General features: G+C 71.0%; 21 protein-coding genes. 10 read left to right on the forward strand and 11 right to left on the reverse strand.

Annotated features, from left to right (window positions below):
- Window positions 1-59 precede the first annotated feature (59 nt).
- Together ACZLMO_RS12535 and ACZLMO_RS12540 are read left to right on the forward strand one after the other, a co-directional pair.
- A complete protein-coding gene (locus ACZLMO_RS12535; protein WP_463653935.1) occupies window positions 60-1,751 on the forward strand; it encodes an NERD domain-containing protein in 1,692 nt (563 codons plus the stop codon).
- Between the two features lie 102 nt (window positions 1,752-1,853).
- Window positions 1,854-2,231, forward strand: a complete 378-nt coding sequence (locus ACZLMO_RS12540; RefSeq protein ID WP_463653936.1) for a PH domain-containing protein — start codon at window positions 1,854-1,856, stop codon at window positions 2,229-2,231.
- Window positions 2,232-2,311: 80 nt separating this feature from the next.
- On the opposite strand, the gene ACZLMO_RS12545 is transcribed toward ACZLMO_RS12540, so the two are convergent.
- From ACZLMO_RS12545 to ACZLMO_RS12560, 4 genes are read right to left on the reverse strand one after another with little or no spacing between them, the layout of a single operon-like run.
- Window positions 2,312-3,553, reverse strand: a complete 1,242-nt coding sequence (locus tag ACZLMO_RS12545; RefSeq protein WP_463653937.1) for an NAD(P)/FAD-dependent oxidoreductase — start codon at window positions 3,551-3,553, stop codon at window positions 2,312-2,314.
- Window positions 3,546-4,961, reverse strand: coding sequence for an FAD-dependent oxidoreductase (locus ACZLMO_RS12550; RefSeq protein ID WP_463653938.1), 1,416 nt, complete (start codon window positions 4,959-4,961; stop codon window positions 3,546-3,548). The genes ACZLMO_RS12545 and ACZLMO_RS12550 overlap by 8 nt, the downstream gene beginning before the upstream one ends.
- Window positions 4,958-6,115 carry an ethanolamine utilization protein EutH gene (locus ACZLMO_RS12555; protein ID WP_463653939.1) on the reverse strand — a complete coding sequence of 386 codons (1,158 nt, stop codon included), beginning with the start codon at window positions 6,113-6,115 and terminating at the stop codon, window positions 4,958-4,960. Before ACZLMO_RS12555 ends, ACZLMO_RS12550 begins: the two co-directional genes overlap by 4 nt.
- A gap of 2 nt (window positions 6,116-6,117) precedes the next feature.
- On the reverse strand, window positions 6,118-7,536 hold the full coding sequence (locus ACZLMO_RS12560; protein ID WP_463653982.1) for an FGGY family carbohydrate kinase: 1,419 nt from the start codon (window positions 7,534-7,536) through the stop codon (window positions 6,118-6,120).
- Window positions 7,537-7,734: 198 nt separating this feature from the next.
- Between ACZLMO_RS12560 and ACZLMO_RS12565 the strand changes: the two genes are divergently transcribed.
- Window positions 7,735-8,556 carry a DeoR/GlpR family DNA-binding transcription regulator gene (locus tag ACZLMO_RS12565; protein WP_463653940.1) on the forward strand — a complete coding sequence of 274 codons (822 nt, stop codon included), beginning with the start codon at window positions 7,735-7,737 and terminating at the stop codon, window positions 8,554-8,556.
- A gap of 36 nt (window positions 8,557-8,592) precedes the next feature.
- Here ACZLMO_RS12565 and ACZLMO_RS12570 read toward each other — a convergent pair whose 3' ends face one another.
- The 3 genes from ACZLMO_RS12570 to ACZLMO_RS12580 all read right to left on the reverse strand — a co-directional run bounded on the left by ACZLMO_RS12570 (window position 8,593) and on the right by ACZLMO_RS12580 (window position 14,159).
- Window positions 8,593-11,670, reverse strand: coding sequence for a DUF3427 domain-containing protein (locus ACZLMO_RS12570; RefSeq protein WP_463653941.1), 3,078 nt, complete (start codon window positions 11,668-11,670; stop codon window positions 8,593-8,595).
- 138 nt (window positions 11,671-11,808) lie between these two features.
- The gene (locus tag ACZLMO_RS12575; protein WP_463653942.1) at window positions 11,809-12,519 is read right to left on the reverse strand and encodes a response regulator; all 711 of its coding nucleotides are present in this window, start codon (window positions 12,517-12,519) and stop codon (window positions 11,809-11,811) included.
- A 29-nt stretch (window positions 12,520-12,548) separates the two neighbouring features.
- Window positions 12,549-14,159: an ATP-binding protein gene (locus tag ACZLMO_RS12580; RefSeq protein ID WP_463653943.1), complete on the reverse strand. Its 1,611-nt coding sequence runs from the start codon at window positions 14,157-14,159 to the stop codon at window positions 12,549-12,551.
- A 164-nt stretch (window positions 14,160-14,323) separates the two neighbouring features.
- Here ACZLMO_RS12580 and ACZLMO_RS12585 point away from each other — a divergent pair, with 164 nt between their 5' ends.
- The 7 genes from ACZLMO_RS12585 (at window position 14,324) to ACZLMO_RS12615 (ending at window position 21,417) form a co-directional block, all read left to right on the forward strand.
- Entirely contained in the window at window positions 14,324-15,373 is a 1,050-nt protein-coding gene (locus ACZLMO_RS12585) for a Bug family tripartite tricarboxylate transporter substrate binding protein (RefSeq protein WP_425714244.1), read from the forward strand.
- Window position 15,374: 1 nt separating this feature from the next.
- Window positions 15,375-15,995 (forward strand): tripartite tricarboxylate transporter TctB family protein, encoded by a 621-nt coding sequence (locus tag ACZLMO_RS12590; RefSeq protein WP_463653944.1) that lies wholly within the window; start codon window positions 15,375-15,377, stop codon window positions 15,993-15,995.
- Window positions 15,988-17,649 (forward strand): tripartite tricarboxylate transporter permease, encoded by a 1,662-nt coding sequence (locus ACZLMO_RS12595; protein WP_463653945.1) that lies wholly within the window; start codon window positions 15,988-15,990, stop codon window positions 17,647-17,649. Before ACZLMO_RS12590 ends, ACZLMO_RS12595 begins: the two co-directional genes overlap by 8 nt.
- Window positions 17,646-18,041 carry a universal stress protein gene (locus ACZLMO_RS12600; protein ID WP_425714247.1) on the forward strand — a complete coding sequence of 132 codons (396 nt, stop codon included), beginning with the start codon at window positions 17,646-17,648 and terminating at the stop codon, window positions 18,039-18,041. The genes ACZLMO_RS12595 and ACZLMO_RS12600 overlap by 4 nt, the downstream gene beginning before the upstream one ends.
- 102 nt (window positions 18,042-18,143) lie before the next feature.
- Entirely contained in the window at window positions 18,144-19,436 is a 1,293-nt protein-coding gene (locus ACZLMO_RS12605; protein ID WP_463653946.1) for a DUF418 domain-containing protein, read from the forward strand.
- 5 nt (window positions 19,437-19,441) lie between these two features.
- Window positions 19,442-20,797, forward strand: a complete 1,356-nt coding sequence (locus tag ACZLMO_RS12610; protein WP_463653947.1) for a sensor histidine kinase — start codon at window positions 19,442-19,444, stop codon at window positions 20,795-20,797.
- Window positions 20,794-21,417: a response regulator gene (locus ACZLMO_RS12615; RefSeq protein WP_463653948.1), complete on the forward strand. Its 624-nt coding sequence runs from the start codon at window positions 20,794-20,796 to the stop codon at window positions 21,415-21,417. Before ACZLMO_RS12610 ends, ACZLMO_RS12615 begins: the two co-directional genes overlap by 4 nt.
- A gap of 13 nt (window positions 21,418-21,430) precedes the next feature.
- Here the strand turns inward: ACZLMO_RS12615 and ACZLMO_RS12620 are convergent, their stop codons facing one another.
- The 4 genes from ACZLMO_RS12620 to ACZLMO_RS12635 form a co-directional block, all read right to left on the reverse strand.
- Window positions 21,431-22,108 (reverse strand): SIMPL domain-containing protein, encoded by a 678-nt coding sequence (locus tag ACZLMO_RS12620; protein ID WP_463653949.1) that lies wholly within the window; start codon window positions 22,106-22,108, stop codon window positions 21,431-21,433.
- Between the two features lie 130 nt (window positions 22,109-22,238).
- The gene (locus tag ACZLMO_RS12625) at window positions 22,239-24,044 is read right to left on the reverse strand and encodes a glycerophosphodiester phosphodiesterase family protein (RefSeq protein WP_463653950.1); all 1,806 of its coding nucleotides are present in this window, start codon (window positions 24,042-24,044) and stop codon (window positions 22,239-22,241) included.
- Window positions 24,045-24,158: 114 nt separating this feature from the next.
- Complete coding sequence (locus ACZLMO_RS12630; protein WP_463653951.1) at window positions 24,159-24,992, reverse strand: NAD(P)H-binding protein; 834 nt, start codon at window positions 24,990-24,992, stop codon at window positions 24,159-24,161.
- An 88-nt stretch (window positions 24,993-25,080) separates the two neighbouring features.
- Window positions 25,081-25,509: a methyltransferase domain-containing protein gene (locus ACZLMO_RS12635; protein ID WP_463653952.1), complete on the reverse strand. Its 429-nt coding sequence runs from the start codon at window positions 25,507-25,509 to the stop codon at window positions 25,081-25,083.
- Window positions 25,510-25,538 lie beyond the last annotated feature (29 nt).

Genomic DNA, 25,538 nt, shown 5'->3' on the forward strand with positions numbered 1-25,538 from the left:
ACCGCCGGGCGTGCCCCCGGCTGGCCGCACACGTCGCACCTCGCCGATAACGTGACGACATGGCCACGATGATTCCCGACGACGTGCGTTTCACGGCCGGTCTCCACGGCGAGGCGACGGTCTGGTCCGCCCTCCGCGACCAGCTCCCGGAGAACGCCGTGGTCCTCCACTCGACCGCCGTCCGGCAGCAGGGCACCGAGCGCGAGGTCGACCTGCTCGTGCTGTGGCCGGGAGTCGGCGTCGTCGTGGTCGAGGTCAAGGGCGGGTGGGTCGAGTACCGCGACGGCGTGTGGCGCAACGGCCGCGGGCGCAGCGAGGCGCAGCCGATCGAGGACCCGGCCGACCAGGTCAACGACGCCCGGCACCGGCTCGTCGAGTGGCTGCGCGACCGGGGGACCGCGGCGAGGCGGGCGACGCAGGCGCGCTGGGTCAGCGTCGTCGTGCTTCCGGCGGTGGACGTGCCCGCGGACTGGCACCGTCCCGGCCTGCCGCGCGAGTGCCTCGTGGGCCGCCGGGACCTCGACCGGCTCGCGGAGCGCCTCGCGGTCGCGGCCAACCTGCACGGTCGGGGCGTGCGTCCCCTCGACGACGACGACACCCGCGCCCTCGTCGGCGCGATCGTCCCCGAGCTCGTGCCGGACGAGGTGCAGTTCCAGGTCGCCGACCAGGCCGAGGAGGTCCGCCGGCTGACCGCCGAGCAGGAGGACGTGCTCGACGCGATCCGTGAGTTCCCGCGCGCCCGCGTCATCGGCGGGGCGGGCACCGGCAAGACCGTGCTCGCGCTGCGCAAGGCCCGCCAGCTCGCGCACGACGGCGAGCGGGTCGCGCTCATGTGCTACACCGTGGGGCTCGCGAAGTCCTTCGAGCGGGAGGTCGCCACGTGGCCGCGGAAGGACCGGCCGGCCTACGTCGGGACCTTCCACGACCTCGCCCACCTCTGGGGCGGCGCCGAGGGGGACCGGACCGACCAGTCGTACTGGGAGGAGGCGCTCCCGGAGAGCCTGCGCGCCAACGCCGCGACCCTGCCGCGCGAGGAGCGCTTCGACGTGGCCGTCATCGACGAGGCGCAGGACTTCGGCGACTCCTGGTGGGACGCGGTCACGGCCTGCCTGCGCGACGGCGACGAGGGCGGCCTGTTCGTCTTCCTCGACGACGGCCAGAAGCTGTTCACCCGCCACGGCCGCGACCCCATCGACCTCCCGCCGGTCTCGCTCGTGCGCAACCTGCGCAGCTCGAAGCAGATCGCCCAGCTCGCCGGGGCGTTCGCCACCACGCCGACCAGCCCGAAGGCCCGCGCCCGCCGGCCGGTGCTCCACCTGGACGTCCCCGCAGAGGAGGCCGTGGACGCGGCGGACGACGTGGTCGACGCCCTCATCGCCGACGACGGCGCGGACGGCTTCACCGCCGGCCAGATCGCGCTCCTGACCACCGGGTCGCGCCACCCGATGCAGCCGAGCATCTACGAGGAGGAGGCGCGCGAGGCGTACTGGGAGGAGTTCTTCGTGGGCGAGGAGGTCTTCTACGGGACCGTCCAGGGCTTCAAGGGGCTCGAGCGACCGGCGATCGTCCTGTGCCTCAACGGCGTCCACGAGGCCGCACCGGCGCGGGACCGGATCTACACGGGCATCTCGCGGGCGACGACGCTGCTCGTCGTCGTCGGGCCCCGTGCTCTTCTCGAGGAGACAGGTGGGGAGGCGGCGCGGCGCAGGCTGAAGGACGTGCGGCCGTGGACGGTGCCGGGCGACGCGTAGCCGGCGGATCCGGGGGCCCGCCGACTACCGGGAACCGGGCCGGCACGGAAGGATCGAGGCCAGCGGGCGACGAGAGGGAGCCCGACGACGAAGGAGCGGCTTGTGGCTGTCGGACGGATCATCGACAACGCGTCGGTCATGGACATGGCCGAGATGGACGAGAAGTGGGGCCGGATCCTCGCGCACGGCGAGAAGTTCGAGCTCGGCTACAAGACCATCCGCGACCGGTTCATGTTCACGAACTACCGTGTGATCCTCATCGACGTGCAGGGCGTGACCGGGTCGAAGGTCGACTACCACTCGGTGCCCTACCGGGCGATCACCCAGTTTTCGCTCGAGACCGCCGGCACCGCGGACCTCGACGGCGAGCTGAAGTTCTGGGTGAGCAGCCAGGCGGACCCGTACGTGCGCAAGCTCGGCCGAGGCGTGGACCTGTTCCTCATCCAGGCGCTGCTGGCGGGGTACATCGCGCACGTGTGACGGGCGGGGCGGGCCCTGACGGCCCGGTGACCCGGCGGTCCCGGCGACCGTGGCCGCCGAGACCACTCGGGCCACCAGGCTCAGTCGATCGAGATCCGGACGTCGCCGCCCGCGGCATCGACGCTGTCGAGCATCGACGACGGGATGCGGAACGCCCGCCCGGGCGCCGCGGGCCAGGCGAGCCTTCGCCGTGCGACCTCACGCCCACCCTGGGACGCCGTGACCACCGGCCGCGGCACGAGCCGGTCCACCCAGCACACGAGCCGGTCCCGGGCCGGGGCCGGCCCGCCAGGAGCCCACCGCGACGGCGACACCCACCTGATCGGGTCGTCCGCCACGAGGCGGACGCTCGCCTCGGGCGCCGGTCGGCCGCCGAGGTGCTCGAGGATCCGCTCAGCGGCGACCGCGCCCTCGATCGCGACGACGTCGGCGGTCTCCACAGGGTGGTTGACGTTGCCGACCGCGAAGACGTTCTCCTTCGAGGTGCGCATGGCGGCGTCGACGACGGGGGACCCGCTCGCGGGGTCGAGCTCGACGCCCGCCGAGCGCAGGAGTTCGTGGTCCGGGATCCAGTCGCCCGTGAACACCACGGTGTCGCACTCGAGGACCTTCCGGTCACCGGTGCGTGTGTCCTCGATCTCGACCCCGGTCACGCGGCGGCGACCCTGGATCGACACCACCCTCGACGTCGTCTCGACACGGGTGCGGAACGCGACCCGGCCGGGGATCCGGAAGAGCGAGTACGACTCGCCGACCGGGTGCTCGGAGACGAGTGCCTCCGTGCGGCACCCCGACTCCGCGAGGGTCATGACCGCCGACCAGCTGACGAGCTCGGCGCCGACGACGACCGCCCGCGTGCCGACCTTCTGGTGCTGGACGTGGACGAGGTTCTGCAGCTGCCCCGTGGTGAGCACGCCGGCCGGCCGGGTGCCGGGGACGAGCCGCGCGGTGCGGGGGCGCTCGCGAGCACCGGTGGCAAAGCAGAACACGTCCGGCCGAACGAGTACGCGCCCACGAGGCGTGGTGACCTCGAGGGTGTCGTCGTCGGCCCAGCCGGTCACGGTCCATCCGGTGAGGATCTGGGCGCCCGCTGCGCGGGCGTCCGCGACGAGCGTCTTCGCGTAGGAGGGGCCGGACATGAAGCGCTTCCGGTCCCGGATCCCGTACCCCGGGTGGTCGGAGTGCCGGGGGATGCCGCCGGCCTGCTGCTCGCGGTCGAGGACCACGACCTGGTCGAGGTGGGGCGCGAGCCCGGCTGCGGCGCTGAGGCCGCCGGGTCCGCCGCCGATGATTGCGACGGTAGGGGTGAGGAGCTCAGCCATCGTCGGCCTCCGTCGTGATCCCGCACGCGTGGTGCTCGTCGAAGAGTCGCTGGACCTCGACGCCGCAGTAGAAGCCTTGGCAGCGCCCGTTCATCGCCCGCGTGCGGCGCCGCAGCCCCTGGAGACTGCACGGCGGGACGGTCGACGCCATGGCGTCGCGGATCTCCCCGCGTGTCACACGCTCGCAGAAGCAGACGACCGTCCCGTACTCGGGGTCCTGCTGGATGCGGTCGTCGTCGGCGAACGGTCGCACCTGGTGCTCCCCGAGCGGCGGCATGACCGGAGGGGCGGGCAGGCCGCTACGCTCGTCGAGTTCGAGGTCGGCCCCCGCGGCCTCGAGGAGCTCCACCACGTGCTCGGCAACCGCCGGCGCGGAGGTGAGCCCGGTCGACCGGATGGCCGCCGCGACGACGTACCGCTGCTCGGCGTCGACCTCGATGAGGTAGTCGGACTGGTTGTTCGCCGCGCGCAGTCCCGCGTACGAGGCGGTGACCTCCTCGTCCAAGAGCGTGGGCATGATCCGGCGGCCCTTCTCCAGGAGGAACTCGAACCCGTCCTCGCTGGTCGAGGTGTCGGCCTTGTCCTCCATGTCCTCGGCGGTGGGGCCGAGCATGATGTTGCCGAAGATCGTGGGACTGATGAGCACGCCCTTGCCGACCTTCGACGGGGCCGCGAGCACGATCGTGTCGACCAGCGGTGCGGCGAGCTTGTCGTAGACGAGCAGTTCGCCCTTGCGCGGGTGCACGTCGAGCCGGGAGTAGCCGAGCATCTCGTCGACGGCGTCCGCCCCGAGCCCGGCGGCGTTGACGACCCACCGGGCGGTGACGTCGCCTCGGTCGGTGCGGATCGTCGTCGTCGAGGGGCCGACCTCGACCGACTCGACGCGATGCTCGCGCAGGAAGGTCGCGCCGCGCGTGACCGCCTCGGTGGCGAACGCGAGGGGAACCGACCAGGCGTCGATGACGGCCTCGTCGGGGACGGTGAGCCCGCCGGTGACGCCCGGGCCGAGGTTCGGGAGGCGGGCGTACACCTCGTCGGGACCGATGATCTCCGAGGCGAGGTAGCCGTTGTCCACCGCCTTGGCCTGCAGTCCGGGCAGCGACTCGGCCTGCTCCTCGTCCCACGCCACGAGGATCGCCCCGGTCTTCCGGAGCCCGATGTTCGCCGCCGCGCAGTACTCCGTGAGCAGCTCGTAGCCGCGGGCGACGAGCCGTGCCTCGAGCGTGCCGGGCTTCGCGTCGAAGCCCGTGTGCAGGAGGGCGGTGTTGGCCTTGGTCGTGCCCTCGCCGACGTCGTCCCGGGCGTCGATCATGACGACCGAGCCCGTGGTGCCTGACAGACGGCGGGCGATGGCGGCGCCGACGACGCCGGCGCCGATCACCGCGACGTCGTAGGTGGTCTCGGTCATGTCTCATCCTGTCGAGCGGTGGCCGGGTCCTGGGCGAGGGCGAGGGAGTCGGTGCTCGCGTCGTAGGCCGGGTAGCGCTTGAGCGAGATGGCGTAGGCGAGCGCGGTGGCGGACACCGCGGCGGCGATCTTGCCGACGATCATGGGAGTGATCATGTCGGGTGCGACGCCGGCCGTGAAGCCGAGGTGGTCACCGAGGAGCGCCATCGCCGAGATCGACCACGCCGTGTTGATGAAGATGCCGCGCCGGTCCATCTGGCCCATGAGCTTGAAGGTGGGGATGGCGTTGGCAAGCGACATCACGAGGCCGCCGGAGGCCACGTCGTTGACGCCGAGGAGGCGCCCCATGCTCGACAGGGGCTTGGCCGCGACCTTCGTGACGAGGTACATCAGCGGGAACGCGCCCATGAGGAACAGGCAGATCTGCGCGACCACGGTGAGGCCGTCCATCACCGGGGCGAGCTCCCACCCGCTCGGCATGATCTGCCAGCCGGTGAGGAACTCGAAGGAGCCGATCGCGAGGGCGACCGAGATGATGGCGACGAGGAACTTGCCGAACAGGAGGAAGCCGCGCGTCATGGCGCCAGGGAACTTCCACAGGCCGAACGCGATGAGCAGTGCCGCGATGACGATGGGCACGAGGTTGCTGAGGATGAGCATGAGGTCGAAGCCGGCGACGAGTCCGCCGACGAGCACGCCGACGGGGATCGTGATGACGCCGACGAGCACGCCGGACGCGAAGTAGGGGCGGTTCCCCTCGGAGACGATGCCGAGGCCGACGGGGATGGTGAAGACGACCGTGCAGCCGAGCATGGCGGCGAGGATCGCGCCGGCGAGCAGGCCGGCCTCCTCGGTCTGGGCCATCTCCATCGAGAGGTGGTAGCCGCCCATGTCGTTGGCGAGCAGGGAGCCGGCGAACATCGCCGGGTCGGCGCCGAGGAGCTCGTAGATCGGCACGACGACCGGGTTGAGGACCTTGGACAGGATCGGGGCCAGGGAGATCATCCCGACCATCGACAGGGCCAGGGGCCCGAACGTGTTGATGCCTTCCTCGAACTGCTCGCCGAGGCCGAACCGATTCCCGATCGCCCGGTCGAGGCCGCCGATGACGAGGAAGACGGCCATGATGACGACGATGATCTCGTTGATGCCCATGGTCAGAGTCCCATCGTGGTCTCGACCGCGTTCCGCCACGAGGTGCGGAACTCGGTGACGTCCTCGAGGGTGCGCTCCGGGGTGTAGGTGGCCTCGGGCTCCCAGGAGAAGGGCGCGTCCTCGACCGCCAAGTCGGGGTGCAGTGCGAGCCGCATGCAGGCGGCCGTACCGAGGGCGGTGGCGTGCGCGGAGGGGTAGGTGTCGACCGGCGCCTGGAGCATGTCGGCCTGCGACTGCATGAGGCGCACGGACTTCGTCAGTCCGCCGTCGACCCGGAGCCGGGTGAGCGGCTGGCCGAGCTCGGGGAGCGTGAGGTCGGCGAGCTCGGCGATCTGCGCGGCGATGCCGTCGAGCACGGCGCGGACGATCTGGGGCTTCCCGGTGGAGAGCGTCATCCCGACGACGAACGCCCCCGCCTCCGGCTTCCACCACGGTGCGGCGAGGCCGGCGAAGCTGGGCGCGCAGAGGACGCCGCCGGTGTCGTCGGCGGCGATCTCGTCCATCTCGGCGGGGCCGGTGATGATGCCGAGCTCCTGCATCCAACGCACGGCGGACGCGGCCGTGTAGACCTGGCCGTCCGAGCAGTAGGAGGTGCGGCCGCGCAGGCGCCACGCGACGGAGGTGGTGAGGCCGTTGTCGAACCGTGGGGCGGTCTCACCCATGTTGACGAGGATGAACGCGCCGGTGCCGTACGTGCACTTGGCCTGCCCGCGCTCGAGGCAGCCCTCGGCGAACAGCGCGGCCTGCTGGTCGACGATGAGACCGCCGACGGGCACCTCGGCGCCGAAGACGGAGGTGGTGCCGACGATCTCGTCGCAGGCGACGATCCGGGGGAGCTTCTCGTCGGACAGGTCGAAGAGGTCGACGAGGTGGGGGTCCCACTCGCCGGAGTCGACGTCGACGAGCAGGGAGCGCGATGCGGTGGAGACGTCGGTGACGAACTCGCCGGTGAGGCGATGGAGCATCCACGTGTCGGTCGTGGTGACGACGCCCTCGCGGGTGAGGTTCTCGCGCAGCCACGTGAGCTTGGGGGCGGTGAAGTAGCAGTCGAGGACGAGCCCGGTGCGTCGGTGGACGTCCTCGGAGTGCTCGCGCAGGCGCTCGACGACGGACTCGGCGCGGCGGTCCTGCCAGACGATGCAGGTGGTGAGCGGGTCACCGGTCTCGGGGTCCCAGGCGAGGACGGTCTCGCCCTGGTTGGCTAGCGAGACGCCGTCGATGGTCTTCCCGGCCTGCTCGACCGCCTGCCTCCCGGCGTCCACGACGGAGGCGTAGAGCTCCTCGGGGTCCTGCTCCACGGCGCCGCCGGGGAGGTACTGCGGGTGGATGGGGATCTCGACGACGGCGTGGATGCCGTCGGCGTCGACGACGATCGCCTTCGATCCTGAGGTTCCCTGGTCCAGGGCCAGAATTGCCACGATGCAACCCCTTCGAGTCGTTGCGGTCCGGACGATGGTGCCCGGTTCGTCCCGTGCGCCCGAGATCGGGCACTGCGGAGAGCCTGGGCCGGTGTGGACTTGCGGGCAACCTGTGTGGAATGTTGTGGACTTCAGGGGTCGTCGGTGCCGGTGGGCCGACGTGGTGACCGGGCCTGACCGGTTCGACGTGCGGAGGTCGGAGTGCTCGTCCAACAGCGGTACCGCTACATCGTGCGGGCGCTCCAGTCGCAGGCGTCCGTGTCCACTCTCGAGCTCTCCCGTGCGCTGCGCGTCTCGGTGGAGACCGTGCGCCGGGACCTCGTCCGTCTCGAGGAAGAGGGCCTGCTCCGGCGCGTGTACGGCGGCGCCGTGTCGGTCACGAGGCAGCGCAGCAGCGAGCCGTCGTTCGACCAGCGCAGCGGGATCCGCGCGGACGAGAAGCGGGTGGTGGGCGAGCTGGTGCGGTCGCTCGTGCGGCCGGGGCAGTCAATCTTCCTCGACGTCGGAACCACCGGTCAGGCGGCCGCCGCTGCCCTGGCACCGTCGTTCGAGGGCACGATCGTCACCCACTCGCTGCTCGTGGCGAACGAGATCGGACGCGGTGCCGGCGCCGAGCTCGTGCTCGCCCCGGGCCGGTTGAGGCGGGGGGAGTGGTCGGTGTCCGGGACCGCGACGCACTCGTTCATCCGGCAGATGCACTTCGATCTCGCGCTCCTCAGCTGCGGGGGCGTGGACGCCGCGGCCGGGCCGACGGACTTCGACTTCGACGACGTCGAGGTCAAGCGCACGGTGGCGCGGAACAGCGAGCGGTCCTACATCCTCGCGGACTCCTCGAAGCACGGCGTGGTGGGGCGGTACGTCATCGGCGAGTGGTTCGACGTCAACGGACTGGTGACAGACGCGCCGCCGCCCGAGGGGCTGGCGGTGGCGGTGCGCGCGGGTGGCGGTGAGGTGATCGCGCCGGGGAGCGGTCGGAGCGCCGGAACGGACTCGGCCGACATGAGTGCCAAGGGAGAGTACTGAGTATGAAGAGCAATTGGTCAGCGTGGAGGTGACGAGTTAGCTCGCCGCGACAGTGGTCGAGGAGAACATGTCGGCTGGCATCGGAGTCTCGAGTCGCCAGGTGAATGCGATCGGACGCTCACCGGAATGGGAGACATAGGAAGCCGGTCCAAGGTAAATGTATGGGCTCGTGCCAAACTCGTCCTCCCTCTCTTTGCGAACGAAAAGTAGTACGGTGCTCGATCCTGAAATGTATTTTCTGCCGGTGGGTGACTCTACTCCGGTAGTTGACTGGCTTTCCCAATGAAAGAGCTCACGACTGATCGGAAAGTCCCGGTACATCGTGGTTGGTGAGTATCGTTCTTCGGTCTTGTTGAGAGTCACGAAAAATGCATCGATGTTGAGGTTTGGTTCGTAGAGTACGCCCTCGCGGAACGAGTTGGGCTTGCGGCTAAGTGACGAGTATCCGAGCGCCACGAGAACTTCTTCACGCTGGTATCGCGCATGGATACGAAGGGGGAGTGTCGCGAGTCGACCGGGCGTCGGCGCAACCGGACGGCGCGCGGACTCGTACGCGAGCTCAATGACGGTCCTGAGTTCGTCGACGAATTCAGGCTCCATTGCGAGGGTTCGCAGACCTTCCGCCACGCTCGCATGGCCACCACCGCCCGGCCATAGCGAGAAGAACAGCATCTCTGCCAGTTTGTCGTCAAGAGTTACGTCTCTGCCCTCTGTGATTTCCCGAAGTGTCCGCTGGTAGCCCTCGTGTCGAATGGGATCATCGACGTGTGTGAATGCGCGTAGGCGCTTTGCGAGTACTGCCTCGAGGTTCGACCTTTGCGATTCGAGATGCCCCGCCTCGCGGCGCAGCTCAGTCCAGGAGCGATTGCCTTTACGAAGAATTGTCGCAAGCGTGTATCCGGTGCGATCGATGAAGTTGGGAAGATCAATATCTGGATCGAGTGCGCGGAGTTGAGCAACGAGATGTGGCCAACGTGCATTGATTTGTGACCTGAGGCTTTGAAGCACGACCTCCTGTGCGCGTCGATCAAGGACAACTTGACTACCTGCGGGAAGGAAGGGAAAGCCGTCCTCGAGATCTTTTTCGAGCCGCCGCAAAGGACGCCCTGTCAGTGCCTGAAGTTTAAGGTCAAACCTGAACTCCTCCCGCTGGTTGCCAACGAAATCGAGGACCGTAAGAACTGGCTTGTCAGGGCGCTGTCGCAGACCTCTGCCGAGCTGCTGGAGGAAAATCGTGGCACTGCTGGTCGGCCGCAGGAAGAGGATGGTGTCGACGTCAGGTATGTCGATCCCCTCATTGAAGAGGTCGGCTGAAAATATGATGTCAACTTCGCCCCTACGGAGGCGTTCAAGTGAAGCTCGTCGATGTTCAACGGTACTGCTTCCGTCGAGCGCAATGGCGTTGATGCCTCGATCTGAGAACACCCGAGCCATGTACTTGGCGTGCTCGACGCCTACGCAGAATCCAAGGGCGCGCATTGAGTGGACGTCAAGTACCTTGTCGTGAACCTCCCGAAGGATCACGCGGCTTCGCGCATCGTTTCCGGTGTACAGGTTCTCGAGTTGTGCCGGTTCGTAGCGACCGCGTACCCAAGGAACGTCGCGCAGGTCGGTACCGTCCGAGCACATGAAGTAGTGGAAGGGCGACAGAATCCCAGCATCCAGTGCTTCCCACAGCCTCAATTCAGCTGCGGTCCGCCCGCCAAAGAATCCACGCACGTCGAAACCGTCAGCTCGTTCGGGCGTGGCAGTCAGACCGAGGAGCTCGCGTGGCGTCAGGTGTTCGAGCAGCGCTGTGTAGCTTGCGGCTGCGGCGTGGTGGAACTCATCGATGACGACGATGTCGAACGCGTTAGGTGGGACCGTGCGAACGTCGGTGGAACGGAGCGACTGAACGCTGGCGAAGACATGTTTCCAGCGCTCGGGCCGGTTGCCGGCGACGTATAGCTCTCCAAAATTTGGGTCGGAGAGCACTTCCTGGTAGGTACGCCGGGATTGCTCCAGTATTTCCGCTCGATGGGCAACGAACAGGAGACTCGGATAGGTTTTTGTCGACGCGTTTGAGAGGCGCCTGTAGTCGAGGGCGGCGACGACAGTTTTCCCAGTTCCTGTCGCCGCGACGACGAGGTTACGATGCCGGCCGTGAAGCTCACGTTCGGCTTCGATGGCATCGAGGATATGTTGCTGAAAGGCGTAAGGCCTTACGTCGAGTCCGGAAAGGTTGAGGCTCTGGACCCCAGCGATCTTTTTTCCGCCGGCCACGGCGAGTGCATGATCGAGTTGGTTTCGCTGTGATTCGTCGGTGGGATCGTACGGTCTGAACGTAGGGTCGTTCCAGTAGGTATCGAATGTCCCATTGAACTTCTGAATCAGATGGGGTGTGGCGACATTCGAGAGGCGAACGTTCCACTCGAGCCCGTCAAGTAGCGCGCTGCGGGAAAGGTTGGACGAGCCAACGTACGCGGTATCGAGTTTGGATTTGCGATGAAATAACCATGCTTTAGCGTGAAGTCGAGTCTTTGCCTCATCGTAGTGGATTCGGACCTCGGCGCCAAACTCCTCCACGAGACGGTCGATCGCGCGCCGTTCAGTGGCGCCCATGTAGGTCGTAGTGATGACCCGAAATGGAATCCCTCGGTCTCTCAGGTCGCGAAGGTTGTCTTCGATCACCCGCAGACCGTGCCACTTGACAAATGCACACAGCAGATCGACCTGATCGGCCGAGGCCAGTTCCGCGCGTAGCTCGGCACCGAGACTTGGCTCACCTCGCACATTTGTCAGGAGAGCCGCGTCGCTGAGAGGCGTTGCGGGGCGCGCTGGTGCGTCAGGACTTGTGTGATTCGCGAGGCGCCGAAAGTAGCGCAACTGGCGGGGAGGTTCATCGACGACCTCCTGAGGGTCGATCGCATCGATGAGTCGATTGGCTAACTGGTTGCGCTCGGCGCCGTCTGCCGACCGTAGCTTGTGCTCGACTAGCTGTCCCACGTGTCGGGCAAGCACGTGAGGTAGTTCGGCGTCCTCAATGTTCTGCCATGTGACCTTTGGTGCGTCAAGGCTCGCGATCTCATTGAGAAGTCTCCGTGTGCCGAGGGATTCGTAGAGTCCGTCCTCCATGCCACGAGTCTTTCACTGTGTGGCGCATTGATACCCGGTTTGCGTGAATCCGGCGCGTGAAGTGGAGTTGCGACGGTGCATACAGTTCAGTCTGTGGTGTGGCGATCAAGATCGCCGCAGAGGTTGGTGCCTTATGCGTCACCCCGTCGCCTCGTAGAGGTGCTGCGGCCGCCCCGACCGCCCGAACCTCGGCCGGACCTCCGCGCGACCCGTCGCCGCCAGGTGCTCGAGGTACCTCCGCGCCGCCACGCGGGACATGCCGACCCGCTCCGCCACGTCGTCCGCGGAGACCGGCCCGCCCACCTCTCGCAGTGCCTCGGTCACCATCTCCATGGTCCGTTGCGCGAGGCCCTTGGGGAGCTGAGTGTTCGTCGTCGTGCGGGGTGTTGCTCGTCCGCCGCCGAGAAGGCGGTCCACCTGCTCCTGGCTCATCGGTTCGGTGGCTGCGTCCTGCACGAGGCGCCGGTGCCGGAGGTAGTCCTCGAGCCGCGCCTGGAGGTCCGCCCGCGTGAACGGCTTGACCAGGTAGTGCAGCACCCCGCCGGCCATCGCCGTACGCACCGTCTCGACCTCCCGGGCGGCGGAGATGACGACGACGTCGACCTCCCCGTCCTGCCGCAGCTGTCGCAGCACCTCGAGGCCCGAGATGTCCGGCAGGTAGATGTCGAGCAGCACGAGGTCCGGCCCCAGCTCGCGGGCCCGCGCCACGGCATCGGCCCCCGTGTGGACCACGTCGACCACCGTGAAGTGCTCCGTCGACTCCACGAAGCTGCGGTGGAGGGAGGCCACGTTGAAGTCGTCGTCGACCACGAGCACCCGCAGCGGCGTGCCGGTCTCCGTAGTACCCACCAGCGGTCCTCGCACCGTCGCCGCGCCCATCACCGCACCACCTCCACCCGTATGCCGGCCGGCTCCGAGCCACCGACCGCCGCGGCGAACCTCGGCGCCGGCAGCGTGACGACGAACCGCGCCCCGCCGTGCGCCGAGTCGCCCACCTCGATGCCGCCGCCGCGCCGGTCGACCACGTGCCGCACGAGTGCGAGCCCGATGCCGCGCGAGCTCGCCCCGCCCTTCGTCGTCACGCCGGGCTCGAAGACCCGCTCGCGCTCGCCCTCGTCGATGCCGGGCCCGTCGTCCTCCACGGTCAGCACGGCGACCCCGTCCTCCCGCCGCGCACCGACCATGACGAGTCCCCCGCTCCCGGCGGCGTGCACGGCGTTGTCGATGAGGTTGCCGAGGATCGTCACCACGTCGGTGGTGCCGTCCGGCTCCACCCGGACCCCGTCGTCGATCTGCACGCGGACGCCGCGCTCGTGCGCGATCGCGGTCTTGGCCAGCAGCAACGCCCCCACGGCGGGGTCGGTGACGCCCGGGAGCGCGCTGTACATCCCCACGGCGCCGGACCGGCCCGTCCGGGAGATGAACTCCATCGCCTCCTCGGTCCGGCCGAGCTCGATGAGCCCGGAGACCACGTGCATGTGGTTGGCGAACTCGTGGGCCTGCGCCCGCAGCGCCTGCGTGAGGTCCCGCGCGCCGTCGAGGTCCCGCACGAGCGCGTAGATCTCGGTCCGGTCCCGCAGCAGCAGCACCGAGCCCACCTCGCGGTCACCGACCTCCGCGCGGTCGACGCGGACGAACAGGATCTGCTCGCCGACGAGCACGAGGGTCTCCCGCTCCACGTCGGGCCCCGCGAGGATGTCGGTGATCGCCGGGTCGAGGACGGCGGCGGCCTCGGATCCGATGCAGTCCTCCGGCAGGTCGAGCATCTTCCGGGCCTGGTCGTTGGCCAGCGCGATGCGGTTGTGCTCGTCGACGGCGACCATCCCCTCGCCGAGCCCGTGCAGCATCGCGTCCCGCACCTCGCGCAGGGAGGCGATCTCCTCGGGCTCCATCCGGTAGATCCGCCGCCACACGAGCCGGGAGATGTAGACCGCCCCGAGGGTGCCGACGAGCCCCGCTCCGAGGAGCCAGACGAACAGCTGCGGCAGGTCGTCCATCAGCTCGGCGCGCAGCGTGGCCTCGAGCGTGCCCACGGAGACCGAGCCGATGATGACGCCGTCGTCGAAGATCGGGACCTTGACCCGCCAGGACTCGCCCATCGTGCCAGTCTGGGTGCCTACGTATACCCGGCCGGACAGCGGCTCGCTCGGGTCCGTGGAGACCATCTGCCCGATGTTCTCCTCGTTGGGGTGGGAGTACCGGATGCCCTGGTCGTCGGTGACGACCACGTAGGTGACGTCCGAGGCCTCCCGGATGAGCTCGGCGATCGGCTGGATGATCGCGGACGGGTCCGGGGTGTCGTAGGCGTCGATGACGGACGGCAGCGTGGCCACCGACTGGGCGACGCCGACCATCCGGTCCTCGTGCGAGTCGCGGATCTGGGCCTCCTGCATGCGCAGCGCGACGAGCCCCACGGTGCCGATCGTGAGCACCACGATCGCCGCCTGGAGCAGGAGGAGCTGTCGCCGCAGCGACATCGGCCGGCGCATGGTCTCAGCCTGCCACGCCGCCGGCGGCCCGCCCCCGAGAACGCCCGCGACCAGAACGACCGAAACGACCGGAACGGCCCTTACGACCACTACGGCCGCAGCCTTCTCCGGCCAGGGACCTTCGTCCTAACTTCGCCGCACCCGCATCGCTCAAGGAGGAGCTCATGTCCCTGCGCCGCACCGCCGCAGCCCAGCGCCGCAACACCCGCAGCACCACCCGCCGGACCACCACCGCCCTCGCCGTCGGGGCGGCCGCCGCACTCGCGCTCGCCGCCTGCTCCGACGCCGAGGGGGAGGACTCGGGCGACGGCGAGGTCGAGATCGACAGCGTCGAGATCATCGTCCCCGCCGACCCCGGCGGCGGCTGGGACCAGACCGGCCGCACCATGCAGTCTGAGATGCAGGACAACGACATCGTGGGCGACGCCCAGGTGGTCAACGTCGGCGGCGCGGGCGGCACCGTGGGCCTCGCCCAGCTCGCCACCGCCACGAACGAGAACACGCTCATGGTCATGGGCTACGTCATGGTCGGCGCGATCGAGACGAACCAGTCCGAGACCACCCTCGAGGACGTCACCCCGATCGCCCGGCTCACCGAGGAGCCCCTCGTCGTCGTGGTCCCCGCGGAGTCCGAGTACGAGACCATCCAGGACCTCACCGACGACATCATCGCCAACGGCCAGGACGTCTCCGTCACCGGCGGCTCGGCCGGCGGCGTCGACCACATCCTCGCCGCCCAGCTGCTCACCGAGGCCGGGATGGACCCCGCCGACGTGGCGGGCGCCCTCAACTACATCCCCTACTCCGGCGGCGGCGAGTCCCTCGCGGCGCTGCTCGGCAACAACGTCGACGCCGGCATCTCCGGCGTGGCCGAGTACGCCGAGCAGGTCAACGCCGGCACGCTGCGGGCGCTCGCCGTCTCGAGCGAGGAGCCCTCGCCCGCGCTGCCGGACACGCCCACGCTCATCGACCAGGACGTCGACCTCGTGCTCACCAACTGGCGCGGCGTGGTGGCCCCCGGCAACATCGACGACGCCCAGGCCGAGGCCCTCACCCAGCTCGTCACCGAGATGCACGACGCCGACTCGTGGGCGGATGCGCTCGAGGCCAACAACTGGGACGACGCCTTCCTGGCCGGCGACGAGTTCGCCACCTTCCTCGAGGAGGACATCGAGTCGGTCCGCCAGACGCTGACGGACATCGGGCTGGTCTGACGTGCCGGCCCCCAGCTCCGGCGCCGGCGCGAGCCCGCCGACCGCCACCACCAACCCCACCAACCCCACCACCGACCCCGCCACCACCGCGACCGCCGCCGGCACCACGCCGGCGGCGGCCCGGCGGCCGAGGCCTGTTGGCGAGATCGTCTTCGCCGTCGCCGTCGTGGCCCTCGGCGCCTACGTCCTGCTCGATGCCGGGAACATCAACGTCCCCCTGACCGCCGGGGCGATGGGCCCGCGGACGATGCCCTACCTCGTGGGCGGGCTGCTCGTCCTCAGCGGCCTCGGCGTCCTCGCCACGCTCGCGCGCGGCGGCCGCGGCGAGGCGGAGGAGAGCGAGGACACCGACTCGACCGCGGGCACCGACTGGTTGACGGTCGGCATCCTCGTGGCGGTCGTCGTCGCCCACATCCTGCTCATCGAGCCGATCGGCTGGCCCTTCGCGGCCACCGTGCTCTTCGCCGGCACCGCCGTCACGCTCGGCGCCCGGCCGGTCTGGCGCACCGTGCTTGTCGGCCTCGTCATGGCCCTCGTCATCCAGGTCGCGATGGCCGGCGGGCTGGGCATCTCACTGCCCGCAGGCCCGCTCCTCGAGGGGGTGGAGATCTTCCGTGGATAACCTCTCGCTGCTCATCGAGGGCTTCGGCGCCGCGCTGCAGCCGATGTTCCTCCTGTACGCCCTGCTCGGCGTGTTCATCGGCACCGCCGTCGGCGTCCTGCCCGGCATCGGCCCCGCCATGACGGTGGCCCTGCTGCTCCCGCTCACCTACACGCTCGAGCCCACCGCCGCGTTCATCATGTTCGCCGGCATCTACTACGGCGGCATGTACGGCGGCTCGACCACGTCGATCCTCCTCAACACACCGGGGGAGTCGGCGTCGATCGTCACCGCGCTCGAGGGCCACAAGATGGCCCGTGCGGGCCGGGGCGCCGCGGCGCTCGCGACCGCCGCGATCGGCTCGTTCGTCGCCGGCACGCTCGCCACCGTCGGGCTCACGTTCGTCGCCCCGATCGCCGCGCGGTTCGCCGTCAAGCTCTCCTCGGCGGACTACGTGGCGCTCATGGTCCTCGCCTTCCTCACCGTCGGCGCCCTGCTCGGGTCCTCGGTCACGCGCGGCATGGTCGCCCTCGGGCTCGGCCTGTTCATCGGGCTGGTCGGCGTCGACGCGATCTCCGCCCAGCAGCGCTTCACGCTCGGCATCCCCGAGCTCACGGACGGCATCGACGTCGTGCTCGTCGCCGTCGGGCTCTTCGCCGTCGGCGAGGCCTTCCACGTGGCGTCCCGGCTGCGGAAGGGACCCGTCGAGGTCATCCCCGTGACCGGAGGGTGGCGCAGCTGGATGACGAAGGACGACTGGCGCAGGTCCTGGAAGCCGTGGCTGCGCGGCACCGCCGTCGGCTTCCCCATCGGGACGATCCCCGCCGGCGGCGCCGACGTCGCGACCTTCCTCTCCTACGCGACCGAGCGGCGCCTCGCCAAGGGCGAGCGGAAGAGGAGCTTCGGCACGGGCGCCATCGAGGGTGTCGCCGGGCCGGAGGCGGCCAACAACGCGGCCGCGGCCGGCGTCCTCGTCCCGCTGCTCACCCTCGGGCTCCCGACGACGGCGACCGCCGCGATCATCCTCGCCGCCTTCCAGCGCTATCAGATCCAGCCGGGCCCGCTGCTGTTCGAGAACCAGTCGGCGCTCGTGTGGACGCTCATCGCGGCGCTGTACATCGGCAACGTCATGCTGCTCGTGCTCAACCTGCCGCTGGTGGGCATGTGGGTGAAGATCCTGCAGATCCCCAGGCCCTACCTGTACGCCGGGATCATCACGTTCGCCGGGCTCGGGGCCTTCGCCGTGAACTTCACGCCCGCCGACGTCGTCATGCTCCTCGTCATCGGCCTGCTCGGCTTCTTCATGCGCCGGTACGGCTACCCGGTGGCGCCGATGGTCGTCGGGCTCATCCTCGGCCCGATGTTCGAGGCGCACCTGCGTCGCGCGCTGTCGATCTCCCAGGGCGACCCGGTCGCGCTCGTCCAGTCCGGGTTCGCGCTGTTCGTGTACGTGGCGCTGCTGGTGATCTTCGCGCTGTCGTTCTGGCTCAAGCGACGCCAGCAGCGCCTCGACGCCGACGTGCTCGCCGAGTCCGGCGAGGGGGACGGGGAGGTCGGCGGGGGAGACGACACGACGGAGCCCGACGGCGAACGGCCCGACGACGACACCCCCGTCGTCGACTCCGCGCCGGCCGCCAGCGCGGGACCGGACCGCACCGACAGGGAGACGTCATGACGATCGTGCTCGGCTACATCCCGACGCCGGCGGGCACCGCCGCGCTCGAGGCGGCCCTCGAGGAGGCGCGGCTGCGGGGCGAGCGGCTCGTCGTCCTCAACACCACGAGGGCCGACCGGCTTGTCGACCCGCGATACGCCCAGGCGGGGGAGATGGCGGAGCTCGACGCCGCGCTCGCGGCCTCGGGCGTGGAGCACGAGGTGCGGCACGGCGAGTCAGACGGGCTGGCCGGCGACGACCTCGTCGCCCTGGCCACGGAGCTGGACGCGACGATGATCGTCATCGGCCTGCGCCCGCGCTCCCCGGTCGGCAAGCTCGTGCTCGGCTCCGCGGCGCACGCGATCCTCCACGACGCCCCGTGCCCGGTGCTGGCGGTGAAGGCGGCGGGCTGAGCCCTCCTCGGTGCGTCGGTCGGCGGGTGACTCGGCCCTCCGGCCGACCGATCCGCCGATCGGCTGATTCGCCCGTCCTCGTGCGTTTCTAGCGTCGAGGGCATGACCTCCCGACCAGCCACCACCGAGACCCCGTCCACGGACCCGCCGGCACCGGACCGGCCGCCCGCCTCCGGAACGCCCTCCTCCGGAGCGCCCTCCTCCAATCCGCCGCACCGCCCCCGCGCGCTGGCCCCCGACCTCGCCCGCGGGCTCATGCTCGCGCTCATCGCCGTCGCGAACGTGGCGATCTACCTCCACGACCGCCCCTACGGGCTGCGTCAGCACATCGTCGAGGACGGGGCGATCGACCGCGCCGTCACCTTCCTCGTCACCCTCACCGTCGACGCCCGCGCGTACCCGCTCTTCGCCGCCCTGTTCGGCTACGGGCTCGTCCGCATCGCCGACGGGCAGCGCCGTCGCGGCGCCTTCCCGCGCGACGCCCGCCGCATCACCCGCCGACGCTCCGTCTGGCTCATCGCCCTCGGCGGCGCGCACGCCCTGCTCGGCTTCTCCGGCGACATCCTCGGCTGGTACGGCCTCATCGGCCTCGTCCTCGCCTCCGCCCTCGGCGCCCGCGACCGCACCCTCCTGTGGGTCTCGGCCGCCTGGCTCGTCGTGGCGTCCGCCGTCCAGGGGCTGACGTACGCCGACCCCACGATCACGAACCAGCGCGGCCACCTGTGGTCCTTCGCCATCTCCGACCCGCTCGAGGCCCTCGCCTGGCGGCCGCTCGAGTGGGCGGCGGGCCCGGTCGGTCTGCTCGCCGTCGTCGCCCCGGTCCTCGTGGGAATGTGGGCCACCCGGCGCCGGATCCTCGAGCGCCCCACCGAGCACGCGCCGCTCCTGCGCCGCACCGCCGCGATCGGGATCCCCGTCGGGCTGATCGGCGGGGTCGGCACCGCGCTCGCCACGGCCCACGTGTGGGAGCCGTCGGGCGTCGTCGTCGCCCTGCTCTCCTGGCTGCACATCCTCACGGGCGTCCTCACCGGCCTCGGGTACGCCGCGGCCATCGCGCTCATCTCCGCCCGGCTCACGGCACCCCGCACGACGACGAACCCCCTGTCCGCACCCGTGACGCGCATCGTCGAGGCCCTGCGCGCCACCGGCGAGCGGTCGCTCAGCTGCTACCTCGCGCAGTCGGTCGTGTTCGTCGCCCTGCTGCCGGCCTGGACCCTCGGGCTCGGCGCCACGCTCGGCACGGCGGAGGCCACCGCACTCGCCCTGCTCACGTGGCTGCTCACCGTGTTCGGGGCGGACGCGCTCGCCCGCCGTGGCCGACGCGGGCCCGCCGAGTCGCTCCTGCGCCGGCTCACATATGGCCGAGCCCGTCGCGGCGACCGCCCTCTACGGTGAGACGCATGGCGGGCGGCCCAGCGGTGAGCCGGACCGAGCGGGTCTGGCTGCTGCTGCCGTACGCCCTCCTGCTCGTCTCCGCGCTGCTCACCGTCTTGCTCGGTGGGGTCGACCGCGACGAGCTCCCGGTCCTGCTCGGCGGGAGTCTCGTCGTCGTCGCCTGGCACTCGTGGTGGGCACTGCGCCACCGGGAGTGGCTCGAGACCCGCGTCGTCGCGGCGGTCGTCTACCTCGTCGGCCTCGTGGCGGTGTGCGCGCTGCTGCTGACCGTCTCGTTCAACTTCCTCCCGCTGTACGTCGTCTGCTTCCCGCTCGCGTTCGAGGTGCTCCCGGGCCGGTGGGCGTACGGCGGCGTCGCCCTCGTGGCGGGCGTCATCATCGCCGGCCCGGGCTGGTTCACGTGGTCCGTGGAGAACGTGGTCGTCACACTCTCCGCGGGGGCCGTGGCCGCGATCGCGGGCTGGTCGATCCGTCGCCTCGAGGAGGAGTCGGCCCGGCGCCGCGCCGCCGTCGAGGCGCTCGCCGCCGCGAACGCCGACCTCGCCCGGGCCGCCGAGGCGAACCGGGTGCTCCAGGACCGGCTCGTCTCGGAGGCCCGCACCTCGGGCGTCTCCGCCGAGCGGGCCCGCCTGGCCGGCGAGATCCACGACACCCTCGCTGCCGACCTCGCCGGCGTCGTCGCCCAGCTCGAGGCGCTCGACGCCGAGCTCGCCCCCGACCACCCCGCCCGCGACCGCGTGCGCACGAGCGTCTCCCTCGCCCGCGACGGCCTCGCCGAGGCGCGCCGCTCCGTCCATGCCATGCGCCCCGCGCCGCTGGCTGAGCACTCGCTGCCGGCCGCGATCGCCGAGACCGCGGCGCGCGTGCGGGGGACCCACGGGTTGCCGGTCGCCGTCACCGTCACGGGCGAGGAGCGCGAGGTCGACGCCGCCGCCGAGGACGTCCTCGTGCGCGCGGCCCGGGAGGCGCTGACCAACGTGGTGCGGCACGCCAGCGCTCGGGGTGCTCGCGTCACGCTGTCCTACCTCGACGACGCGGTCGCCCTCGACGTCGCCGACGACGGGGACGGGTTCGCTCCCGGCGCCGGCGGTGCTCCCGATGCATCCGCCGGTCCTGGAGATGGTGGTGCGTCCGGCATCTCGCATGCCCGGGGTGACGACGACCGGCACACTCAGACCGGCCACGGGCTCGCCATCATGCGCGAGCGTGCGGGAGAGGTCGGGGGGTTCGTCGTCGTCGACTCGACGCCGGGGGAGGGGGCCGTCGTCACCGTCACCGTGCCGACCCGAGCCGCGGCGCTTCCCATCGAGCCGCCACCGACCGAGCTACCTGCCACCGAGCCGACGGGCACCGCGACATGACCGCAGCGATCCGGCTCCTCCTCGTCGACGACCACCCCGTCGTCCGCGACGGCCTCAGCGCGCAGCTCGACGCCGAGGCGGACCTCGCCGTGGTCGGGGTCGCCGCGAGCGCGGAGGAGGCGCTCGCGGTGCTGGGGCGCGAGGCGGTCGACGTCGTCGTCACCGACCTGCGCATGCCCGGCCGCGGGGGCGTCGAGCTCGTGCGCGAGGTCCGCGCCCACCACCCGTCGGTCGAGATCCTCGTCCTCACCACCTACGACACCGACGACGACGTCGCCCCCGCGCTCGCCGCCGGCGCGACGGGCTACCTGCTCAAGGACGCGCCCCGGGCCACCGTCGTCGCCGCGGTGCACGACGTCGCCCGGGGCCGGACCGTGCTCGCCCCGTCCGTGGCCGGGCGCGCCGCGCGTGGGACGGAGGCGCCGGAGCCCGTCCTCAGCGACCGGGAGATCGAGGTGCTGGCGCTCGTCGCCGCCGGCCGGACGAACCGGGACATCGGGCGGGCGCTGTTCATCGGCGAGTCGACCGCGAAGACCCACGTCCAGCACATCCTCGCCAAGCTCGAGGTGCGCGACCGGGCGGCCGCCGTCGCCGCGGGCTACCGGCGCGGCCTGCTGTGACGGCGGCTCGTCGTCAGGCGCCGGACGCGACGAACCGCGCGTCGACGCTGGCCGTGATCTCGATGTCCTCAGGAAGCAGCGTGAGGTCCTGCTCGCCCGTGCCGGCGAGCGCGGCACCGCGGGCGTACGGGGCGGCGGCAGGCTTCTCCGCGCGGCGGTCGTGGCCCAGCATCCCGGAGTCCGCCACCTCGAGCGGCCGCACGTCCCCGAGCCCGAGCGCAGCGGCGTAGGCGACCGCCTTGTCGCGGGCGTTGACCACTGCGCCCGTCCGCGCCTCGCGCACGAGCTCCGCCTTGCGTACCTCGGTCAGTGACCACGCCACCTTGTCGACGACGAACCCCAGCACCGACGACATCTCCCGCAACCACGTGCTCAGCCGGGCGAAGTCTCTGAACTTCACCTCGAGGTCCGTCCGCGCGTGGTGGACCTGAGGCAGCTGCTTGCCGTCCTTGTTCCACGGGCGCGTGGTCCACGTCCGCACGTCCTGCGCCGACCACCACGTGACGGGCCCACGCTCAGGATCGTGCAGATCGGTGATGCTCGCGTGCGCGCGGCCGGCGGAGCGGACCACGGCGTCGTACACCGCCTTCGGATCGGCCCCTTCGAGCGCGATCCGCGCGTGGACGGTGCCCCGTTCGGCGGGGTGGAACCGGCGGTGGGACCCGCGGACGGTGATCTCGACGTCGCTCACCGCGCCCACGCTAGCGGGCCGTTCCTCCCGCCCCGGTCCGCCGGGGGCCGGTCACGTCGCCGGTCAGCCAGGGCCGGTCACGGCGATGGGTCTCCCGCAGCCCGTCACGCCCTCGGCCCACCGGTCACGCTCACGTCGCCCGGTCGACGGCGACGAGACCGCTCGCCAGCTCGAGATACAGCGCGACCGGCCCCCCGGCCAGGCGTTCACGGGTCTCGGCAGCCAGGCCCACGTCGTCCGTGATGACGGCATCCGCCCCGCCGGCGAGGCGCTCGCGGAGCGGACCGAGGTCGTTGACGGTCCACACGTAGAGCTCGCGCCCCTGTGCCCGCGCCTGCTCGAGCATCCGGTCGTCGAGCGACCAGTTCTCGATGACGACCGCGTCGGTGCTGGTGGCGGGCAGCTCGCCGACCTGGAAGCCGACCACGTAGGCCGTCCGGCGGTCCGGGTCGATCCGCGTGATCTCCTCGATGAGCTCGCGGTCGAGGGACTGGATCATGTGCGTGTGGTCGGGGTCGAGCCGGTCCATCTCCTCGGCCAGCCGCTGGGCGTGGCCCTCGCGCTCCTGTCCGTGGGGCTTGACCTCCACGAGCAGCCGGACCCCCCTGGCATCGGCAGCGCGGACGTACTCGGCCAGGGTCGGGACCTGCGCGGTGCGACCGTCCTGGCTGAGCGTGAGGTCGGTGACCTCCTCCTCGGTGAGCTCGTAGACGGCGCGATCGTCCCCCGTCATGCGCTCCAGCCCGACGTCGTGCATGACGACGAGCCCGCAGTCGCGGGTCTCCTGGATGTCCGTCTCGACCACGTCGGCCCCGGCGTCGGCGGCGGCGTGGAGACCCTCGATGCTGTTCTCGATCTCCCGGTCGGGGTACCCGCGGTGCCCGATGATCTCCGGCGAGGCCTCCGCGGCGACGTTCGCCGCCCCCGCGGACGCAACCACGCGAGGCGTCGCGATCAGCAGCGCGGCGACGACGAGCACGGCCGATGCCGCGCGGGTGCGACGACCGGCCGGAGCAGGAGCGGTGACCTCGACGGGCTGCCCGCCCGCCAGACGGAGGTAGGAGACGAGGAAGAAGGCGACGACGGCGGAGGCGCCGCCCGCGACGACGAACCGCGCCAGGTCCAGCAGCCCGACGACGACGCCACTCATGGTGACGGTCCGACCCGCCGCGACCGGCACGAGCCCGATCGCGCCGAGCACCACCATGACCAACGAGGCGGCCAGGAGCGTCGCCAGCAGGACGGCCCCGAAGCCGAGCAGCGGGCGCCAGGTCGTCATCCGCACGCTGCGACGCATGGCACCCAGGATCGAGACGTCGCCGCCGGCGAGGAGGGCGGGGAACAGCAGCAGCCGCAGCACCCCGTAGACGATCGCGCCCATCACCGCCGTGTAGAGGACGGTGCCGGAGGTGGTCTTCAGCAGCTCGCCGCTGATGAACCGCGGAAGTGCGACATGCTCGGTGAGGACCGAGGAGAACCCCACCTGCGAGATCGGCAGCAGCACCGTCAGGTACGGGACGAGCAGGAGCCCCTGCCATCCGATGGCCCTGCTCGCGATCGACCGCGCACGGCGCAGCACGTTGCCGAAGGTCACCGGTTCGCCCGTGAGTGCCAGGTGGGCGATCACCGCGAACAGCGTGATCTCGGCGAGGACGAAGAGCGTCGCCACCACCGCGATCGCCACGAGCACGAGCAGGGCGAGCGGCGAGGTGAGCACCGTGTCCAGCGTGTAGAGGTTGGCGCCGTCGATCCCGAGCTGCCGCAGCGTCCATCGCATGAGCGAGACGAGCAGCGGCATCGTCCACAGGAGCGCGCCCTGCACACACAGCATCGCCACGAGCACCGCGGCCCACCGGGCGCGGATCAGCCGCGCGGTGGTGCGCAGCGCGCCCGCGATCGTCGCGCGGGTCGTCGGCATCGAGGTCTCAGGTGCCATCGGTGCCATGGAGAGGGAAGTTCGAGCGGGCGGACATCGCAGTCCGGGCAGCCGACCGTACTCCTCGTCGCGGACCGGGTCCACGGAGATGAACGGACAGGCCCCGCGCCCGCGCTATCGAGCCGGCCCCGACCAGACCCCGCGCCGCGCGGCCTCCTCGGCGTACACCTCGAACGGTCGCGCCGGCCGCCCGAGCACCCGCTCGACCGTCCCGGTCGGCGTCGTGTCCCCCGCGGCCCGCAGGGGAGCGAACTGCGCGACGATGCCCTCGACCACCGGCTCCGGCAGGCCCGCCACCGCCATCGCCTCGCGGTACTCGGCCGGCTCCCCGACGTACGTCACGTTCCGACCGGTCGCGCGCCCGATCGCCGCCGCGGCCTCGCCGAACGAGAGCGCCTCCGGCCCGGTCAGCTCGAGCACCTCGCCGAGGTGGACGTCGGTGACCAGCGCGCGGACCGCGACCGCCGCGATGTCCTCCGCGTCGACGAAGCCCTGCCGGCCGGCACCGACCGGGAGCGCCACCCGGCCCGCGAGCACGTCGTCCCGGAGGAACGTCTCGAAGTTCTGGTCGAACCAGTCCGGACGCAGGATCGTCCATTCCAGGCCCGAGCCCCGCACCGCGGCCTCCGCGCGCTGCAGCCGCTCGACGGACATCACGTCGATGCCGCGGTCGGAGTGCAGGACCGCCCGCCGCACGCCGGCTACCGATGCGCGCTCGAGGAACCCGCCGGGGAGCTCGCCGTCGTCGGGCAGGAGGAGATAGAGCCGGTGCACCCCGTCCAGCGCCGCGTCCCACGTCTCCGGGTCGCCCCAGTCGAACGGCGGGTCGGTCCCGCGCGCCACCTGTCGCACCACCACGCCCGCGGCACGCAGCTGCTCGACGACCTGTGAACCGACCGTGCCGGTGCCGCCGAGGACGAGGATCGGGTGGTCGCTGGTCGAAGCCATGCCGCATGCTCCCGCGCACCACCGACACGGGACGACCGCGACCGCCGATGATCGTCGCCGGGCGGGAGTGGCGCCGCCCGGCCGTGCCTCACAGCCGGACCTCGGTCAGCGGCGAGCCGGTATCGACGTACAGGGAGCCGCCCGGCACCACCGCCTTGCGCAGACACCGGATCGCCGCCTCGTAGAGATGCGGGTGCCGCCCGTCGAGCGCGCCGACCCGGCAGGCGAACGCGAGGTCGAACGGCGCGACGCCGTCGGGAAGTGCGACGTTCTCGACCGGCGCGCACAGCGTGGAGAGCGCGCCCGACGCCACGAGCTCGGCGCACGCCTCCTCGGTCCTGCGCACGCCGGTCGCCGACCGGTCGACGACGAGCACGTGCCCGTCCGGCCCGACGCGCGCGGCGACCTCCCGGGCCGCGGCCCCCGGCGCCCCGCCGATCTCGAGGACCCGGAGCCCCGGCCGCAGCGGGAGCGCGTCCACCACGCGCAGGAGCCGAGGCGACAGTCCGTCGACCATGACCGGAAGCGTGCCATGGCCGACCGTCC

It is taken from the genome of Georgenia sp. G2120, assembly GCF_055326485.1.

Bases quoted from the DNA above. Each gene is read 5' to 3' on its own strand.
- ACZLMO_RS12535 (WP_463653935.1), top strand. From the start codon at position 60: ATGGCCACGATGATTCCCGACGACGTGCGTTTCACGGCCGGTCTCCAC.
- ACZLMO_RS12545 (WP_463653937.1), bottom strand. From the start codon at position 3,553: ATGGCTGAGCTCCTCACCCCTACCGTCGCAATCATCGGCGGCGGACCC.
- ACZLMO_RS12550 (WP_463653938.1), bottom strand. From the start codon at position 4,961: ATGACCGAGACCACCTACGACGTCGCGGTGATCGGCGCCGGCGTCGTC.
- ACZLMO_RS12555 (WP_463653939.1), bottom strand. From the start codon at position 6,115: ATGGGCATCAACGAGATCATCGTCGTCATCATGGCCGTCTTCCTCGTC.
- ACZLMO_RS12570 (WP_463653941.1), bottom strand. From the start codon at position 11,670: ATGGAGGACGGACTCTACGAATCCCTCGGCACACGGAGACTTCTCAAT.
- ACZLMO_RS12580 (WP_463653943.1), bottom strand. From the start codon at position 14,159: ATGCGCCGGCCGATGTCGCTGCGGCGACAGCTCCTCCTGCTCCAGGCG.
- ACZLMO_RS12585 (WP_425714244.1), top strand. From the start codon at position 14,324: ATGTCCCTGCGCCGCACCGCCGCAGCCCAGCGCCGCAACACCCGCAGC.
- ACZLMO_RS12600 (WP_425714247.1), top strand. From the start codon at position 17,646: ATGACGATCGTGCTCGGCTACATCCCGACGCCGGCGGGCACCGCCGCG.
- ACZLMO_RS12605 (WP_463653946.1), top strand. From the start codon at position 18,144: ATGACCTCCCGACCAGCCACCACCGAGACCCCGTCCACGGACCCGCCG.
- ACZLMO_RS12610 (WP_463653947.1), top strand. From the start codon at position 19,442: ATGGCGGGCGGCCCAGCGGTGAGCCGGACCGAGCGGGTCTGGCTGCTG.
- ACZLMO_RS12615 (WP_463653948.1), top strand. From the start codon at position 20,794: ATGACCGCAGCGATCCGGCTCCTCCTCGTCGACGACCACCCCGTCGTC.
- ACZLMO_RS12625 (WP_463653950.1), bottom strand. From the start codon at position 24,044: ATGGCACCTGAGACCTCGATGCCGACGACCCGCGCGACGATCGCGGGC.
- ACZLMO_RS12630 (WP_463653951.1), bottom strand. From the start codon at position 24,992: ATGGCTTCGACCAGCGACCACCCGATCCTCGTCCTCGGCGGCACCGGC.
- ACZLMO_RS12635 (WP_463653952.1), bottom strand. From the start codon at position 25,509: ATGGTCGACGGACTGTCGCCTCGGCTCCTGCGCGTGGTGGACGCGCTC.